14 protein-coding genes are annotated in these 14,255 nt (G+C 71.5%); 10 read left to right on the top strand and 4 right to left on the bottom strand.

Going from position 1 to position 14,255, the window contains the following annotated elements; translation table 11 throughout:
- Window positions 1–71: 71 nt before the first annotated feature.
- Entirely contained in the window at window positions 72–2,048 is a 1,977-nt protein-coding gene (locus ACZ7OU_RS16310) for a cellulose binding domain-containing protein (RefSeq protein WP_470255596.1), read from the top strand.
- A 62-nt stretch (window positions 2,049–2,110) separates the two neighbouring features.
- On the opposite strand, the gene ACZ7OU_RS16315 is transcribed toward ACZ7OU_RS16310, so the two are convergent.
- The gene (locus ACZ7OU_RS16315) at window positions 2,111–2,521 is read right to left on the bottom strand and encodes a MarR family winged helix-turn-helix transcriptional regulator (RefSeq protein ID WP_470255597.1); all 411 of its coding nucleotides are present in this window, start codon (window positions 2,519–2,521) and stop codon (window positions 2,111–2,113) included.
- 53 nt (window positions 2,522–2,574) lie between these two features.
- Between ACZ7OU_RS16315 and ACZ7OU_RS16320 the strand changes: the two genes are divergently transcribed.
- Window positions 2,575–2,979, top strand: a complete 405-nt coding sequence (locus ACZ7OU_RS16320) for an SRPBCC family protein (RefSeq protein WP_470255598.1) — start codon at window positions 2,575–2,577, stop codon at window positions 2,977–2,979.
- Window positions 2,976–3,659 (top strand): class I SAM-dependent methyltransferase, encoded by a 684-nt coding sequence (locus ACZ7OU_RS16325; protein ID WP_470255599.1) that lies wholly within the window; start codon window positions 2,976–2,978, stop codon window positions 3,657–3,659. Before ACZ7OU_RS16320 ends, ACZ7OU_RS16325 begins: the two co-directional genes overlap by 4 nt.
- On the opposite strand, the gene ACZ7OU_RS16330 is transcribed toward ACZ7OU_RS16325, so the two are convergent.
- Window positions 3,612–5,657: an amylo-alpha-1,6-glucosidase gene (locus ACZ7OU_RS16330; RefSeq protein WP_470255600.1), complete on the bottom strand. Its 2,046-nt coding sequence runs from the start codon at window positions 5,655–5,657 to the stop codon at window positions 3,612–3,614. The two genes, ACZ7OU_RS16325 and ACZ7OU_RS16330, sit on opposite strands and share 48 nt — an antisense overlap.
- A gap of 137 nt (window positions 5,658–5,794) precedes the next feature.
- On the opposite strand from ACZ7OU_RS16330, the gene ACZ7OU_RS16335 reads away from it, so the two are divergent.
- The 4 genes from ACZ7OU_RS16335 to ACZ7OU_RS16350 are packed head-to-tail and all read left to right on the top strand — an operon-like array spanning window position 5,795 to window position 10,196.
- Complete coding sequence (locus tag ACZ7OU_RS16335; protein WP_470255601.1) at window positions 5,795–7,063, top strand: LacI family DNA-binding transcriptional regulator; 1,269 nt, start codon at window positions 5,795–5,797, stop codon at window positions 7,061–7,063.
- Window positions 7,064–7,088: 25 nt separating this feature from the next.
- Complete coding sequence (locus ACZ7OU_RS16340; RefSeq protein WP_470255602.1) at window positions 7,089–8,318, top strand: sugar ABC transporter substrate-binding protein; 1,230 nt, start codon at window positions 7,089–7,091, stop codon at window positions 8,316–8,318.
- A gap of 4 nt (window positions 8,319–8,322) precedes the next feature.
- On the top strand, window positions 8,323–9,387 hold the full coding sequence (locus ACZ7OU_RS16345) for a carbohydrate ABC transporter permease (RefSeq protein ID WP_470255603.1): 1,065 nt from the start codon (window positions 8,323–8,325) through the stop codon (window positions 9,385–9,387).
- Entirely contained in the window at window positions 9,384–10,196 is an 813-nt protein-coding gene (locus ACZ7OU_RS16350) for a carbohydrate ABC transporter permease (RefSeq protein ID WP_470255604.1), read from the top strand. Before ACZ7OU_RS16345 ends, ACZ7OU_RS16350 begins: the two co-directional genes overlap by 4 nt.
- Window position 10,197: 1 nt before the next feature.
- Here the strand turns inward: ACZ7OU_RS16350 and ACZ7OU_RS16355 are convergent, their stop codons facing one another.
- Entirely contained in the window at window positions 10,198–11,055 is an 858-nt protein-coding gene (locus ACZ7OU_RS16355; RefSeq protein ID WP_470255605.1) for an LLM class flavin-dependent oxidoreductase, read from the bottom strand.
- On the bottom strand, window positions 11,055–12,074 hold the full coding sequence (locus tag ACZ7OU_RS16360) for an aldo/keto reductase (protein ID WP_470255606.1): 1,020 nt from the start codon (window positions 12,072–12,074) through the stop codon (window positions 11,055–11,057). Before ACZ7OU_RS16360 ends, ACZ7OU_RS16355 begins: the two co-directional genes overlap by 1 nt.
- An 89-nt stretch (window positions 12,075–12,163) precedes the next feature.
- Between ACZ7OU_RS16360 and ACZ7OU_RS16365 the strand changes: the two genes are divergently transcribed.
- The 3 genes from ACZ7OU_RS16365 to ACZ7OU_RS16375 are packed head-to-tail and all read left to right on the top strand — an operon-like array spanning window position 12,164 to window position 14,251.
- Window positions 12,164–12,700 carry a TetR/AcrR family transcriptional regulator gene (locus ACZ7OU_RS16365; RefSeq protein WP_470255607.1) on the top strand — a complete coding sequence of 179 codons (537 nt, stop codon included), beginning with the start codon at window positions 12,164–12,166 and terminating at the stop codon, window positions 12,698–12,700.
- On the top strand, window positions 12,697–13,815 hold the full coding sequence (locus ACZ7OU_RS16370; RefSeq protein WP_470255608.1) for a cytochrome P450: 1,119 nt from the start codon (window positions 12,697–12,699) through the stop codon (window positions 13,813–13,815). Before ACZ7OU_RS16365 ends, ACZ7OU_RS16370 begins: the two co-directional genes overlap by 4 nt.
- 4 nt (window positions 13,816–13,819) lie before the next feature.
- The gene (locus tag ACZ7OU_RS16375; protein WP_470241119.1) at window positions 13,820–14,251 is read left to right on the top strand and encodes a pyridoxamine 5'-phosphate oxidase family protein; all 432 of its coding nucleotides are present in this window, start codon (window positions 13,820–13,822) and stop codon (window positions 14,249–14,251) included.
- Window positions 14,252–14,255: the final 4 nt, after the last annotated feature.

Below are 14,255 nucleotides of genomic sequence, written 5' to 3' on the forward strand. Positions count from 1 at the left end.
GCGCACTGGTTCTCTGCTCTGAGAGCGCTCTCAGCCATCCGTGCGTCTCGACGAGTGAGGATGGACGATCCATGACAGCTCGACGTCTGCGCTGGGCAGCGTGGCCGGTGGCCGCCGTGCTCGTGGCGGCCGTGCCGGCGGCGGCCGCGGCGACCCCGCCCGAAGCGACCGTGACGGTCAACGCGAAAGCGGGGCTGGCCACCGTGCCGGACACCGCGCTCGGCATCAACCACGCGGTGTGGGACAGCCAGCTCGGCACCGACACCGTGGCCGACCTGTTCGGCGCCGCGGGGGTCACCGCGATGCGCTACCCCGGCGGCTCCTACGGCGACATCTACCACTGGAAGGACAACACCGCGCCGGGCGGGTACGTGGCGCCCGGCACGGACTTCGACACGTTCATGGGCGGCGTCCGGCGGGCCGGCGCGCAGCCGGTCGTCATCGCCAACTACGGCACCGGGACGCCGCAGGAGGCCGCCGACTGGGTGCGGTACGCGAACGTCACGAAGGGTTACGGCGTCAAGTACTGGGAGATCGGCAACGAGCTCTACGGCAACGGCCACTACGGCGCGAACTGGGAGGCCGACAACCACGAGGACAAGAGCCCGGCCGCGTACGCCGCGGGTGTCGTCGCGTACGCCGACGCGATGAAGGCCGTCGACCCGTCGGTGAAGATCGGCGCGGTGCTCACGACACCGGCGAACTGGCCGGACGGCATCGTCGGCGCCGGGGACACCGGGACGTGGAACCAGACCGTGCTGTCGATCGCGGGCCCGCACGTCGACTTCGCCGTGCTGCACTGGTATCCGGGCGGGTCGACGGCGGCGGAAGCGCTTACCAAGACCGAGCAGGTGGACGACATGATCTACCTGGCGCGGGAGCAGATAGCGCGGTACGCGGGCCGGCCGCTCGGCATCGCCCTGACCGAGACGAACACGCCGATCGGCATGAACACCCAGCCGGGCGCGCTGTTCGCGGCCGAGGCGTACGCGTCCCTGCTGGAGAACGGTGTGTTCACAGTGGACTGGTGGGACACGCACAACGGCGCGACCGCGCTGTCCACAGTGGCTGGATACCCGGATTACGGCGACTTCGGCCTGCTCTCGAGCGCGACCTGTCTCGACGGCGGGTGCGAGCCGGCGCTCAACACGCCGTTCGCGCCGTACTACGGACTGAAGATGCTGAGCGCGTTCGCGCGTCCGGGCGACCAGTTCGTGCGGGCCGGCACGGACGACCCGCTGCTCGACGCGCACGCGGTCCGCCGTCCGGACGGGGATGTCGCGGTGCTGATGGTGAACAAGGACCCTGACTCGGCTCGCACGGTGAAGTTGTCCGGCGCGGGTGCGTCCGTGGCCGAGGTGTCGACGTTCACGAACGGCGCGACGTCGATCACCCGCGCGTCGACGTGGGACGGGACGGTACCGCCGTATTCGCTGACGACGGTGGTCCTGCACCCCGCCGCGGCGTCGATGCGGTTGGCGGCACCGGGCCAGCCGACCGCGACGACGACCGACACGACGGCGACGATCAGCTGGCCCCCGTCGGCGCCCGGCGTGAAGTACGAGGTGTACCGGCAGGCGGGCGTGGTCAGCGAGCAGTGGGGCGAGACGACGGGGACGTCGTTGACCGTGGGAAACCTGGCCCCGGGCACGAGGTACACGGTGAACGTCCTGGCGCGCGATGCGGCGGGGAAGGTGTCGTGGGCGTCGCCGCCGTTGACTCTTACGACGGGCGCACCTTCGTCGAGCAGTTGCGCGGTGGCGTTGACGGATGTGAACGACTGGGCGAGCGGTTTCGTGGGCGGGATCCACGTGGTGTCGGCGGCGGTGACGGGCGATTGGACGCTGACGTTCACGTGGCCGACGGCGCGGCAGCGGGTCACGAGCGGCTGGAACGGGACGTGGACGCAGTCCGGTTCCGAGGTGAAGGTGACGTCGGCGGCAGCGCTGAGCGGTGGATGGGACGTCGGGTTCGTCGCGGACTACGGCGGGCCGAACATCCTGCCGACGGCGTTTCGGTTGAACGGAACCCTCTGTTCGGTGGGCTGACCGGGATCGAGGGGCGAGTGCCGGCCGGCGCTCGCCCCTCGCGTGCGCCCTGACAGCGGCGCTCAGTCCGAGTGGGCCAGGTGGGCCAAGCCCACCCGCAGCGCTCGCCGGGTCTCTTCGTCCAGCCCGCTGAGCAGCCGGTCCTCCAGCGCGCGGATCGCGTCGCGGACCGCCGCATGACGCCGTACTCCGAGGGGGGTCAGCCGCACCACGCGGGCCCTGCGGTCGGACGGGTCCGGCGAGCGGCTCACCAGTCCCTCCGCGACCAAGCCGTCCAGCAGTGCGATCAGCCGCGTCTTGTCGTAGTGGATCTGCTGGGCCAGTGCCAGCTGGCTCGGCGCCGCCCCCGGGGACAGCGCCGACAGCACCACGTACTGCCACATCGAGAGCCCGTGCTCCTCCAGCACCGGGCGCTCGGCCTCGGCCAGCGCGCGGCCCGCTCCGGCGCACAACGCTCCGAGGTCTTCGCTCACCGGCCAGATCTTACGCGTGGACAAATCATAAGCAGCTGCGTATCGTTTATCGCATGACATCATCCGAACCGGGGCGCGCCGAGACGCGCACCATCTCCGTGTCCACCCCGCCCGAGCGGGTCTTCGACTACCTCGCCGACGCCCGCCACATCCCGGCCTGGGCGCCGGACTTCGCCCAGGCCGTCGAGCACGACCACGACGACGTCTGGCGCGTCCGGTCCGGCGGCGAGCAGCGCCAGGTGGTGGTCAAAGCTGCGAAGGCCCACGGCGTCGTCGACGTCGTCAGCGCCGACGCCCCGAACCTCGGCCTCTTCACCCGCGTGGTCCCCAACCTGACCGGCGCCGAGCTGATCTTCAGCCTCTTCTTCCCCGCAGGGACCGAGCCGGCGGCCATCGACGCGCAGATGGCGGTCATCGACCAGGAGTTGCGGGCCGTGCGCGACCACGTCGAACGGTGAACCGCGACATCCGGTCGGTCGACGACCTCCTGCACATGCTGGACGGCCTCTTCGAAGACATCCCGTGGGACGGCTTCTACGCGGACCGCGACCGGCCCGTCCCGTTCTTCGCCGAGCAGCCCGACGAAAGCCTCGACGCCTGGCTCCGCGACGGCCCCCTCCGGAAAGGCCGCGCGCTGGAGCTGGGCTGCGGACCCGGGCGCAACGCGCGAAGGCTCGCCGCCGCGGGATATGAGGTGGACGCGGTCGACCGGTCGCCCGCCGCGATCGCCTGGGCGGCCGAACGCGGCGCCGGTGTCCGCTTCCACCAGGCCGACATCTTCGCCATGGACCTGCCGCACGAGACCTACGACCTGATCTACGACTCCGGCTGCCTGCACCATCTCGCACCACACCGGCGGATCAGCTACCTGGCCCTGCTGGACCGCCACCTGAAGCCGGGCGGCCACTTCGGCCTCGCGTGCTTCGCCGCCGGCACCGGCGATCCGGACTCCGGCGTCGAAGTCCCGGACGCGCAGCTCTACCGCGACCGCAGCCTCCACGGCGGTCTCGCGTACACGCCGGACGAGCTGCGCCGGCTGTTCGGCGGCTACACCGAGGTCGAACTGCGGCCGATGCGAAAGACCGCCGGCCTATTCGGGGTGCCCTTCCTGCTCGCCGGACTGTTCCGCAAGGACTGAAAACCCCGGTGGCAGCCGCAGTTCCGTCACCGAGCCCGCGGCGTCGATCGCGATGTCCACAGTGGATCCGGCCAGCGGCAGGCCCCGGACCCGCAGTGCCCCGACCGGGCTCGGCCGGGGCGGGGACAGCGTCACCGTCCGCGCCGGAACGTCGACCTCCAAGCCGAGGAACGCCATGAGCAGGCTCACCGCGGCCGCCGCCGACCAGGCTTGGGGCCGGCACGACGCCGGGTAGGGGAGCGGCGACGAACTCTCCGCCACGTCGTACCCGGCGAACAGCTCGGGCAGCCGGTAGCCGAACGCCGGAGCGGCCGAAAGCAGTTGGGCGGCAAGGGAAGCCGCGCGCGAACCCTGGCCCGAACGCTGCAGGCCGCGGACCACCACCGCCGTGTCGTGCGGCCAGACCGAGCCGCAGTGGTAGCTCAACGGGGAGTAGCCGCCCGCGGTCGAACTCATCGTGCGCAGGCCGAATCCCGACGCCAGCGATGGGTCCAGCAGCAACGCCCCGATCGACGCGCTTTCGTCCGCGGAGAGCAGGCCGGTGTCCAGGAGGTGGCCGATGTTGCTCGTCAGTGCGTCGACCGGCTGCTTGTCGCCGTCCAGGGCCAGTGCCGGGTAACGTCCGTCCGGAGTGGACACCCAGAACCGGTCGCGGAAACGCTTTCGCAGAGCCGAAGCCCACTCGGTCAGACCGTCGGAAGGTTCGCCCAGAGCCGTCAACAGAGAAGTCGCGCGCACCACCGCTTCATGTTGGTACGCCTGGACTTCGGCCAGCGCGATCGGCGGCTTCGCCTGCGAACCGTCGCGGAAGCGGACCGCGTCCCCCGAGTCCTTCCAGCCCTGGTTGGCCAGGCCGTGACCGCTCTCGTCGCGGTACTCGGCGAACCCGTCGCCGTCCGGGTCCGCGGCGCCCGTGATCCAGGACAACGCGAACCGCAGCGTCGGCAGCAGGTCGCGGACGTCGTCCTCGGGCAGGCCCCAGCGCCAGGCGTCGTGCAGCAGGCACACCCACAACGCGGTCGCGTCGACGGTCCCGTAGTACTCGGCGGGCAGCGAGGCGCCGCCGATCGTCTCGAAGGTGTCCCGGCGCCGCTCGTGCAGGATCTTGCCCGGCGCCTCGCCGGTCGCCGGGTCGTGCCGGGTGCCCTGCGCGCGGGCGAGCGTCCGGAGCGTGCCGCGCGCGACGTCGACCGACAGCGGCAACGCGAGCCGCGCGGCCCAGAGACTGTCGCGCCCGAACAGCGTGAGGAACCAGGGTGCGCCGGCGCCGGCGAAGCTGTCGCCGGGGTGGTCGCGCTCGGCGAGCAGGAGGCCGTCGAGGTCGTCGAGCGCGCGGTCCAGCAACGCGGTGAACCGGCGGTCGTCGGCGTGCACCTCGGGCCGCGGCAGCCGGGTGCCGGCCGGCACGAACAGCGCGCGTTCGTCGGAAACCCGCAGTGACCAGCGCAGCGTGGCCGGCGCCGCCACCGTCCAGCGCAGCCGGACGCGGGGGCCGTCGACGACGACTTCGGCGCCCTCGGCCGTCACTTCGGACGTCGCCGAGTCGCCGGCCCAGCGAGCGCCGTCCGGGGTCGCCGGCGAGCGGCGGCCACCCGACTTGATCTCGTCGATCGGCGCGAAGTCGGCCGCCAGAACCACTTCCACGACGCAGTCGCGGTGCACCCCGTCCGTCGAGACGAGCGCAAGCTCCTCGGTCATCCCGGACGCCGTGACGTGGCGTTCGCGTCGCAGCCACACCGTCGGGTCGGGCCCGGGACTCCCGAGCCGGCGCAGCAGCCCGGTGAACCGCGCGCGGTCGGCGCCCGGCTCGTCGCTCCCGATGGCCTCCGGTTCGTCCCCGTCGACCGTCACCACGGCTTCGCTGAGCAGCCGCAGGTCGCCGTGCAGGAGGCCCTGCGTCCCGCCGCCGCGGATCTGCCCGTCCCGGCCGGACAGGACGACGGTCGGCGCGTGCAGGGCGATCGCGAGGTCGTGAAGAAGGGGCTGGAGGTCGGCCATGACTACGATTGGATCGATCAAACGAAAGAATGTCAACTGACTTCGAGGTCTTGACAGCTCAACGCCACGGGTTCAGAGTGACCGGCAGTTGAACGTTCAAACCCGGAGGCGACATGGCGCGGCCCACGCTGAACTCGGTGGCTGAAGCGGCCGCGGTGTCGCGGCAGACCGTGTCCAACGTGATCAACTCGCCCGAGGTGGTCAGCCCGGAGACGCGCGAACGCGTCCAGGCCGCCATCGAGCGGCTGGGTTACCGCCCGAACACCGCAGCGCGGCAGATGCGTACCACGCGGTCGCAGATCATCGGGCTGTGCATCCCGCCGTCGGGCAACGGCGTCAGCGGCGTCGTGCTCGACCAGTTCCTGCACTCGCTCACCGCGACCGCCGAGCGCTTCGACCACCGCATCATGCTGTTCACCGCGGCCGACGACGAAGCCGAGACGCGCGCCTACGCCGACCTGATCGCCTCGGTCGGCATCGACGGTTTCGTCCTGACCAACACCCACCACGACGACCTGCGCACCCGCTGGCTGCTCGAGCGCGAGCTGCCGTTCGTGACGTTCGGCCGGCCGTGGGGAGCGGAGGACACCCACCCGTGGGTCGACGTCGACGGCGCCGCGGGCACCCGGCTGGCCACGGACCACCTGGTGCGCCAGGGCCACCGCCGGATCGCGTTCGTGGGCTGGCCGGAGGGGTCGGGAAGCGGCGACGACCGCCGCGCGGGCTGGGCGGCTGGTCTCGCGGCGGCCGGACTGGGCGAAGGCCCGCAAGCTGCGGTGTTCGACGGGGTGGAGGGTGGCCGGTCGGCCGCCGCCCGGCTGTTGGACGCGAGCGGGCCGGCCGGAGGAGAAGGGGGCGGTCGTTCGGCGAGCTTGCCCCGCGGTGCCGGGCCGGCCGGTGGTGTGAGCGGCAGCTCGGCAGATCTGCCCAGCGGCGCCGGGGAAGCGGGCGGCGGTCGCTCGGCGAGCTTGCCCCGCGGTGCCGGGGCGGCGGGCGGCCGCTCGGCGAGCCGGGCCGGTCGCGGCGAGGTCGGCCGGTCCGGCACCAGCGGGCCGATCGCGGGCGGTGGGGGCGGCAGCTCGGCGAACCGGCCCGGTCGCGGCGAGGGCCACCCCGCGCACTGGTCCGGCGGCGGCGCGCCGACCGCGTTCGTCTGTGCCAGTGACTCCCTCGCTCTCGGGGTCACCGCCGAACTGCGCGACCGCGGTATCCGGCCCGGTGCCGATGCCGCCGTCATCGGCTTCGATGACACCCCCACCGCTTCCGTCCTCGGCTTGAGCAGTGTCGCGCAGCCCATCGCCGATGTCGCCGCCGAATGTGTGCGGCAGCTGCGGGCCATCCTGCGCGGGCAAACCGAACCCGTGACCACCCTCTTCACCCCGCACCTGGTGCTGCGCACCACGTGAGTCCCCGCGCGATCAAGGAGGATCGATGCTTCCCCGCCGAACTGTGGCCGCCCTCGCGGCGGCCGGTCTGCTGCTCCCGCTTTCCGCCTGCGGCAGTGGCTTCGACGACTCGTCGAAGCCCGCCACCCAGCAGGCCGGGCCCGCCACGCTCAAGGTGATGATCGCCGCGAGCGGCGGTGCCGAGCTCAAAGCCATGCAGGATGCCGCCGCGGCCTGGGGCAAAGACGGCTCCAAGGCCGAGGTCGTCTCCGCCAACGACCTGGCGCAGCAGCTCAGCCAGGGCTTCGCCGCGGGCAGCCCGCCGGACGTCTTCGCCGTGGACGCGACCAAGTTCGAGGGCTACGCCGCCGAGATGCTCCCGTACGGGGACGCGTTGTCCTACAAGGAGGACATCTATCCCACCCTGAGGACGACGTTCACCAAGGACGGCAAGCTCTACTGCGCTCCCAAAGACTTCTCGACGCTGGCCTTGGCGATCAACACCGACGACTGGACCGCCGCCGGGCTCACCGACGCCGACTTCCCCAAGACTTGGGACCAGCTGAAGACCGTCGCGCAGAAGCTGACCACCGGCGGCCGGACCGGCCTCGTCTTCAACGACACCCGCGACCGCATCGGCTCCTTCCTCGTCCAGGCCGGTGGCTGGTCGGTCGACGCCGACCAGAAGAAGGCGACCGCGGACACCCCGCAGAACCTCCAGGCTCTGACCTACGTGCGAGACCTCCTGTCCTCCGGGGTGGCCAAGTACCCGAAGCAGATCGGCGCGGGTGACTCCGGCGAGGCCTTCGGCCAGCACAAGGCGTCGATGAGCATCGACGGCAACTGGATGGCCGGCGGGATGAAGAAGGACTACCCGGACGTCAAGTACCGCGTCGTCGCGCTGCCCGCCGGGCCGGCCGGGCCCGGGACGCTGTCGTTCACCCAGTGCTGGGGCATCGCGGCCAAGAGCAAGTTCCAGGACCAGGCCAAGCAGCTCGTCGACTCCTTCATGCAGCCGCAGCAGCAGCTCGCGTTCGCCGAGGCCTTCGGCGTGATCCCGTCGCGGCAGTCCGTGCGGGCGCAGTACGAGCAGAAGTTCCCCGCGCAGGCGGCGTTCGTCGCCGGCGCCGACCACGCGCACGGGCCCGTCACCCTGAGCAAGATGGACCCCGTGCTGACCGACTTCGACGCCCAGCTGCAGCAGCTGCCGGGCGCCGACCCGAAGCGGATCCTGCAGCAGCTGCAGCAGAACACCGCGGCCGCGCTGGGGCAGTGACGTCATGGGCACGCTGCTCACCACGCCGGTGGTCCCGGGTACCGCACCCCTGCGCGGCACCCGGGGCCGCCGCCCCCTCCGGCGCGAGGGCCGGGCCGGCTGGCTGTTCCTCGCCCCGACGCTGATCGTGCTCGGCCTGTTCATGGTGCTGCCGATCCTGATGGCGCTCTGGGTGAGCGTCAGCGACTGGACCGGCAACGGCAGCCCGTTCTCCTCCCGCGTGAACTTCGTCGGCGGCGACAACTACGCCGCGCTGCTCACGGAACCCGGGCTGACGCGCCAGAACTTCGCCACCAGCGTCCGCAACAACGGCTACTTCGTGCTGTTCGTCGTGCCGCTGCAGACGGCGCTGGCGTTGTTCCTCGCGCTGCTGCTCCACCGGAAGAAACTGAAGGGCCGCCAGTTCTTCCGGACCGCCTTCTACTTCCCGACCGTGACGAGCTCGGTCGCGATCTCCGTGGTGTTCCTCTTCCTGTTCTCCAGCACCGGCACGGTGAACGCCGCGCTGAAACTGTTCGGAGTGGACGGTCCCAGCTGGTTCGCCGACCCGCGCGGCATCTTCCACCTCGCCGTCGGTGATCCCGCGAGCCCGCCGGGCACGCTGACCGGGCACAGCTTCCTCGGGCTGTCCTGGTGGGACTGGCTGTCCGGCCCGAGCGTCGCGATGTGCTCGATCATCGTGCTCGTCGTCTGGACGTCCACCGGCGGTTTCATGCTGATGTTCTACGCGGCGCTGCAGAACCTGCCGCCGTCGGTGGACGAGGCCGCGCTGATCGACGGCGCGACGTCGTGGCAGAGCTTCTGGCGCGTCACCCTGCCGCAGCTGCGCCCGACGCTGTTCCTCGTGCTGACGCTCGGGCTGATCGGCACCTGGCAGGTCTTCGACCAGGTGTACGTGCTCAGCCGCGGCAACCCGGCCAACACCACGCTGACGCCCGCCTACCTGTCGTACTCGTCGTCGTTCATCGGCCACCAGTGGGGCCAGGGCGCGGCGATCGCGTTCCTCCTGTTCGTCGTGATCGTGGCGTTCACGCTGGTGCAGCGCTGGGTCCTGCGAGAACGCCGGTGAAGCGCCGGCTCGGGTACGCGGTGCTGCTGCTGGTCGCGGCGCTCTACATCTACCCCTTCCTCATCCAGCTCGCGACGGCGTTCAAGACCGACGCCGACGCCACCGCGCACCCGCTGCTGCCCTGGCCCCAGGAGTGGTCCGCGAGTGTCTTCAAGACGCTCGCCGAGCAGAACTTCCCGCGCTGGGCGGCGAACTCGGTGTTCGTCTCGGTGACGATCACCGTCGGCCGGGTCGTGTTCAACTCGCTGGCCGGGTACGCCTTGTCCCGGCTGCGCTTCCGCGGCCGGCGCGCGATCTTCGGGGCCGTCCTGGCGGTCATCGCGGTGCCGAGCGTGGTGCTGCTGATCCCGAAGTTCCTGGTGCTCAACCAGCTCGGCATGTACGACAGCTACTCGGGCATGATCATCCCGCTGCTGGTCGACGGCACCGGGGTGTTCATCATGAAGCAGTTCTTCGACACCGTGCCGGTCAGCGTCGAGGAGGCCGCGCGGATCGACGGCGCGAGTCCTTTCCGGACGTTCTGGTCGGTGGTGCTGCCGATGTCGAAACCCGCGCTGATCACCGTGACCATCCTGTCGTTCCAGGGATCCTGGAACGAGCTGCCGCACTACATCGTGTCGCGGCAGGACCCGGCGCTGAACACCCTGACCTCCGGCGTGGCGAGCCTGGTCTCCGGCGAACTGGGCCAGGGAAACCAGTTCCCGCTGAAGCTCGCCGCGGCGCTGCTGATGACGCTGCCGGTGGCGATCGTGTACTTCGTGTTCTCGCGCCGGTTCACCCAGGGCACCTACGAAGGAGTCGACAAGTAGCTCAGCGGATCAGCTCGTCGGCGACCCAGCGCGCGACGCCGTCGGGGTACGGGTTCGCCAGGCCGAGGACGATGTGCCCGAAGCCGGCGTCGACGGCTTCCTCGATCTTTTCCTTCGTGGAGGCGGGTTTGTCGTAGTCCACCGGCAGGAAGATCGAGCGGGTGATCTCCTCGGGGTCGCGACCGATCTCGGCGCAGTAGCGGTCGAGCAGCCTGCTGCGGCCGGCGAGGTCTTCGATGTCGCCGCCGCCGGGGATGTTCCACAGGTCGGCGTGCTCGGCGACGACCCGCAGCGTGGCGCTCGCGCGGCCGCCGATCATGATCGGCGGGTGCGGCCGCTGCACCGGCTTGGGGTTGCCGAACGCGCCCTTCAGCCGGACGTGCTCGCCGTCGAAGTCGAACGGCGCGTCGTCCGTCCACAAGCGACGGATGACGGTCAGGGCTTCGGCCAGCGCGGCGACGGCGTCGTCCTGGGTGTGGTACGGCAGGCCGTGGCCGTCGTATTCGCGCCGGGCCAGCGGATGGCTCGGGCGCGACCCGGCGCCGATGCCGAAGTCGAGGCGTCCGCCGGACACGATGTCCACTGTGGTCGCGATCTTCGCCAGCACCGCCGGCGGCCGGAAGCGGTTGCTGGTGACGAGCAGGCCGAGGCGCATCCGCTCGGTCTGCGCGGCCAGCGCCGAAAGCAGCGTCCAGCCTTCGAGGATCGGGCCGTCCGGGTCGCCGCCGATCGGCATGAGGTGGTCGAACAGCCAGGCGTGCTCGATCTCGGGAACGGTGTCGGCCTCGCGCCAGACGCGCAGGACCTCGTCGTAGCCGACGTTCATCGGTGCGGTCAGGATGCCGAAACGGGGTGTCATCAGCGCCTCCGGAGGGACGGGTCGAGCAGCGCGGGCGGGGTGTCGAACTTCTCGTGGGCGGCCAGGTCGACGCCGGGGGCGACGATCGTGTCGATTTCGTCGAGCACGTCGGCGGGCAGCACGGTGTCGGCCGCTTCGAGCTGCGACTCCAGGTGGCCGAGCGTGCGGGGTCCGATGAGCGCGCTGGTCACGGCCGGGTGCGCGGTCACGAAGCCGAGGGCGAGCTGGATCAGCGTCAGCCCGGCCCGATCGGCCACCTTGGCCAGCTTCTCGACGGCGTCGAGGCGGGCCTGGTTGGCGGGGTCGGCGAGGTCGAAGCGCTGCGGCAGGACGGTCGCGCGGTTGGTGGCGATCTCCTGCCCGGCGCGGACCGCGCCCGACAGCCAGCCGGACGCCAGTGGGCTCCAGGCCAGGACGCCGAGACCGTACTCCTGCGTCACCGGGAGCACGTGGGCCTCGATGCCGCGCTGCAGGATCGAGTAGCTGGGCTGCTCGGTGACGTACCGGCCGAGGCGCTGCTCGCGCGCGGCCCACTGCGCCTGGACGATCCGGTAGGCCGGGAACGTCGAGGAGCCGAAGTACCGGATCTTCCCCGCGCGCTGCAGGTCGGTCAGCGCGGAAAGCGTTTCCTCGTCGCTGGTGCGCGGGTCCCACCGGTGGACCTGGTAGAGGTCGACGTGGTCGACGCCGAGCCGGCGCAGGCTGTCCTCGAGCGCGGTGACCAGCCAGCGGCGCGAGCTGCCCTGGTGGTTGCGCTCCTCGCCCATGGGCATGAACGCCTTCGTGGCCAGCACGATGTCGTCGCGGCGGTCGCGGATGGCGTGGCCGACCATGACCTCGGACTCGCCCTGGCCGTACATGTCGGCGGTGTCGATGACGTTGATCCCGCCGTCGAGCGCGGCGTCGACGATGGCGGTGGCCTCGTCCTGGGTGGTGCGCCCGATCGCGCCGAAGTTCATGGCGCCGAGTGCGAGGGAGCTGACCTGGACGCCGGTGCGACCCAGGGTGCGGTACTGCATTTCGCGGTCCTCCGTGACAAGATGGCAAGCGGAACGTTGCTCCGCTAACGATACGGAGCGATGTTCCGTTTAGCAACCCTGGAGGTGTCGTGGCCAAACCGAAGCGTGCCGACGCGCGGCGCAACGAGCGGACGTTGCTCGACGCGGCGGCGGCGGTCTTCGTCGCGTCCGGGGTCGACGCGCCGGTGCGGGACATCGCGGCCAAGGCCGGCGTCGGCATGGGCACGATCTACCGGCACTTCCCGACGCGGGCGGACCTGATCGTCGCCGTCTACCGGCACCAGGTGGAGGAGTGCGCCGCGGCCGGGCCCGTGCTGCTCGAGACGGCCGAGTCGCCGCACGCCGCGCTGGCGCAGTGGATCGACCTGTTCGTCGACTTCCTGGTGACCAAGCACGGGCTGGCCGGCGTCCTGCAGGGCGACGGCTTCGACACCCTGCACGCGTACTTCATCGACCGCCTGGTCCCCGTGTGCGCGCACCTGCTGGAAGCGGCCGGGCTGACGTCCCGGGTGCGTCCGCTGGAGCTGATGCGCGGCGTGGGAAACCTTTGCGTCGGCGCCGAGGACAACCCGGACTACGACGCGCGCCGGCTGGTCGGGCTCCTGATCGAGGGCCTGCGGGCGTGATCGAGCAGCTCACGACCGACCCGTACGCCCTGCTGGCCCGGCTCCGCGCGACCGAGCCGGTGGCCTGGCTGCCGGAGCTGAACGGCTGGCTGGTCACGCGGCACGACCTCGCCCTGCGGGTCATGCGCGACGCGGACGGTTTCACCGTGGACGACCCCCGCTTCTCGACAGCCCGGGTCGTCGGCCCGTCGATGCTCTCGCTGGACGCCGCCGAGCACACCCGGCACCGGACGCCGTTCGCCCGGCACTTCCGGCCCCGGGAGATCGAGGACCGGTTCGGCGGGTTCGTGCGCGCCGAATGCGACCGGCTGGTCGGCGGGTTCGCCGCGGCCGGGCGGGCGGAGCTGCGCCGGGCGCTGGCCGGCCCGCTGTCCGTCGCGGTGGTCGCCGACGCGCTGGGCCTGGCCGACACCGACACGGCGCGGGTGCTGGCCTGGTACGACGCGATCGTGTCCACAGTGGACGACATTTCGGCCGGCCGGCCGACGGGATCCCGTGGTGCGGAAGCGTTCGGGGAGCTGCGTGCCCACATCGAGGGCGCGGTCGGCCGGCGCTCGCTGGTGGCCGAGGCGGCTTCGGTGCTGGACCTGCCGGAGGTGGTGTCGAACGCGGCGGTGCTGATGTTCGGGGGCATCGAGACCACCGAGGGCATGATCGCCAACCTCCTGCTGCACCTGCTGCGGGACCCGGCGCAGCTGGCGCTGGTGCGGGCGGACCGCACGCTCGTCCCCGCCGCGATCGAGGAGTCGCTGCGGCTCGAACCCGCGGCGGCGATCGTCGACCGGTACGCGACCCGCGACGTCTCGCTCGCGGGCGCGTCGATCGCGCGCGGCGACCTCGTGACGGTCTCGCTCACGGCCGCCAACCGGGACCCCGCGGTGTTCCCGGACCCGGACGTCTTCGACGTGCACCGCCCGGACCTGCGCAAACAGCTGGCGTTCGCGCACGGCCCGCACTTCTGCCTCGGCGCCGACCTCGCCCGGCTGGAGACGCGGACCGCCGTGGAGACCGTGCTCGACCGGTTGCCCGGGATCGAGCTGGCGGAGCCGGCCGCGGCGGCGGGGCTGGTGTTCCGCAAACCGCTGGGTGTGCACGCGCGGTGGCTGCCATCATGACCGCATGACGGCGTGGCGTGAGTTCGAGGCGGCGGAACCGGAGTTCGCCCAGCGCGTGCAGGGGCTGTTCGACGCGCACAAGCACAAGACGATGGCGACCCTGCGGGCCGACGGCTCGCCGCGGATCTCCGGCATCGAGACGAAGTTCGCGGACGGCGAGCTGACGTTCGGCTCGATGCCCCGGGCGCGCAAGGGCGCGGACCTGAAGCGCGACCCGCGGCTGGCGCTGCACAGCGCGACGGTCGACCCGGTCGACGGCGCCGAGGCCGACTGGCCGGGGGAGGCGAAGATCGCCGGCCGGGCCGTGGAGGCGGGCGACGGCTTCCGCGTCGACGTCACCGAGGTGGTGCACACCCACCTGAACGAGGCCGCGACGCTGCTGGTCGTCGAGTGGTGGACGCCCGAGGGCGGGCTCCGCAAGGTCGAGCGCGAGTAGTCCC

This window comes from Amycolatopsis sp. NPDC114505, from assembly GCF_055633615.1.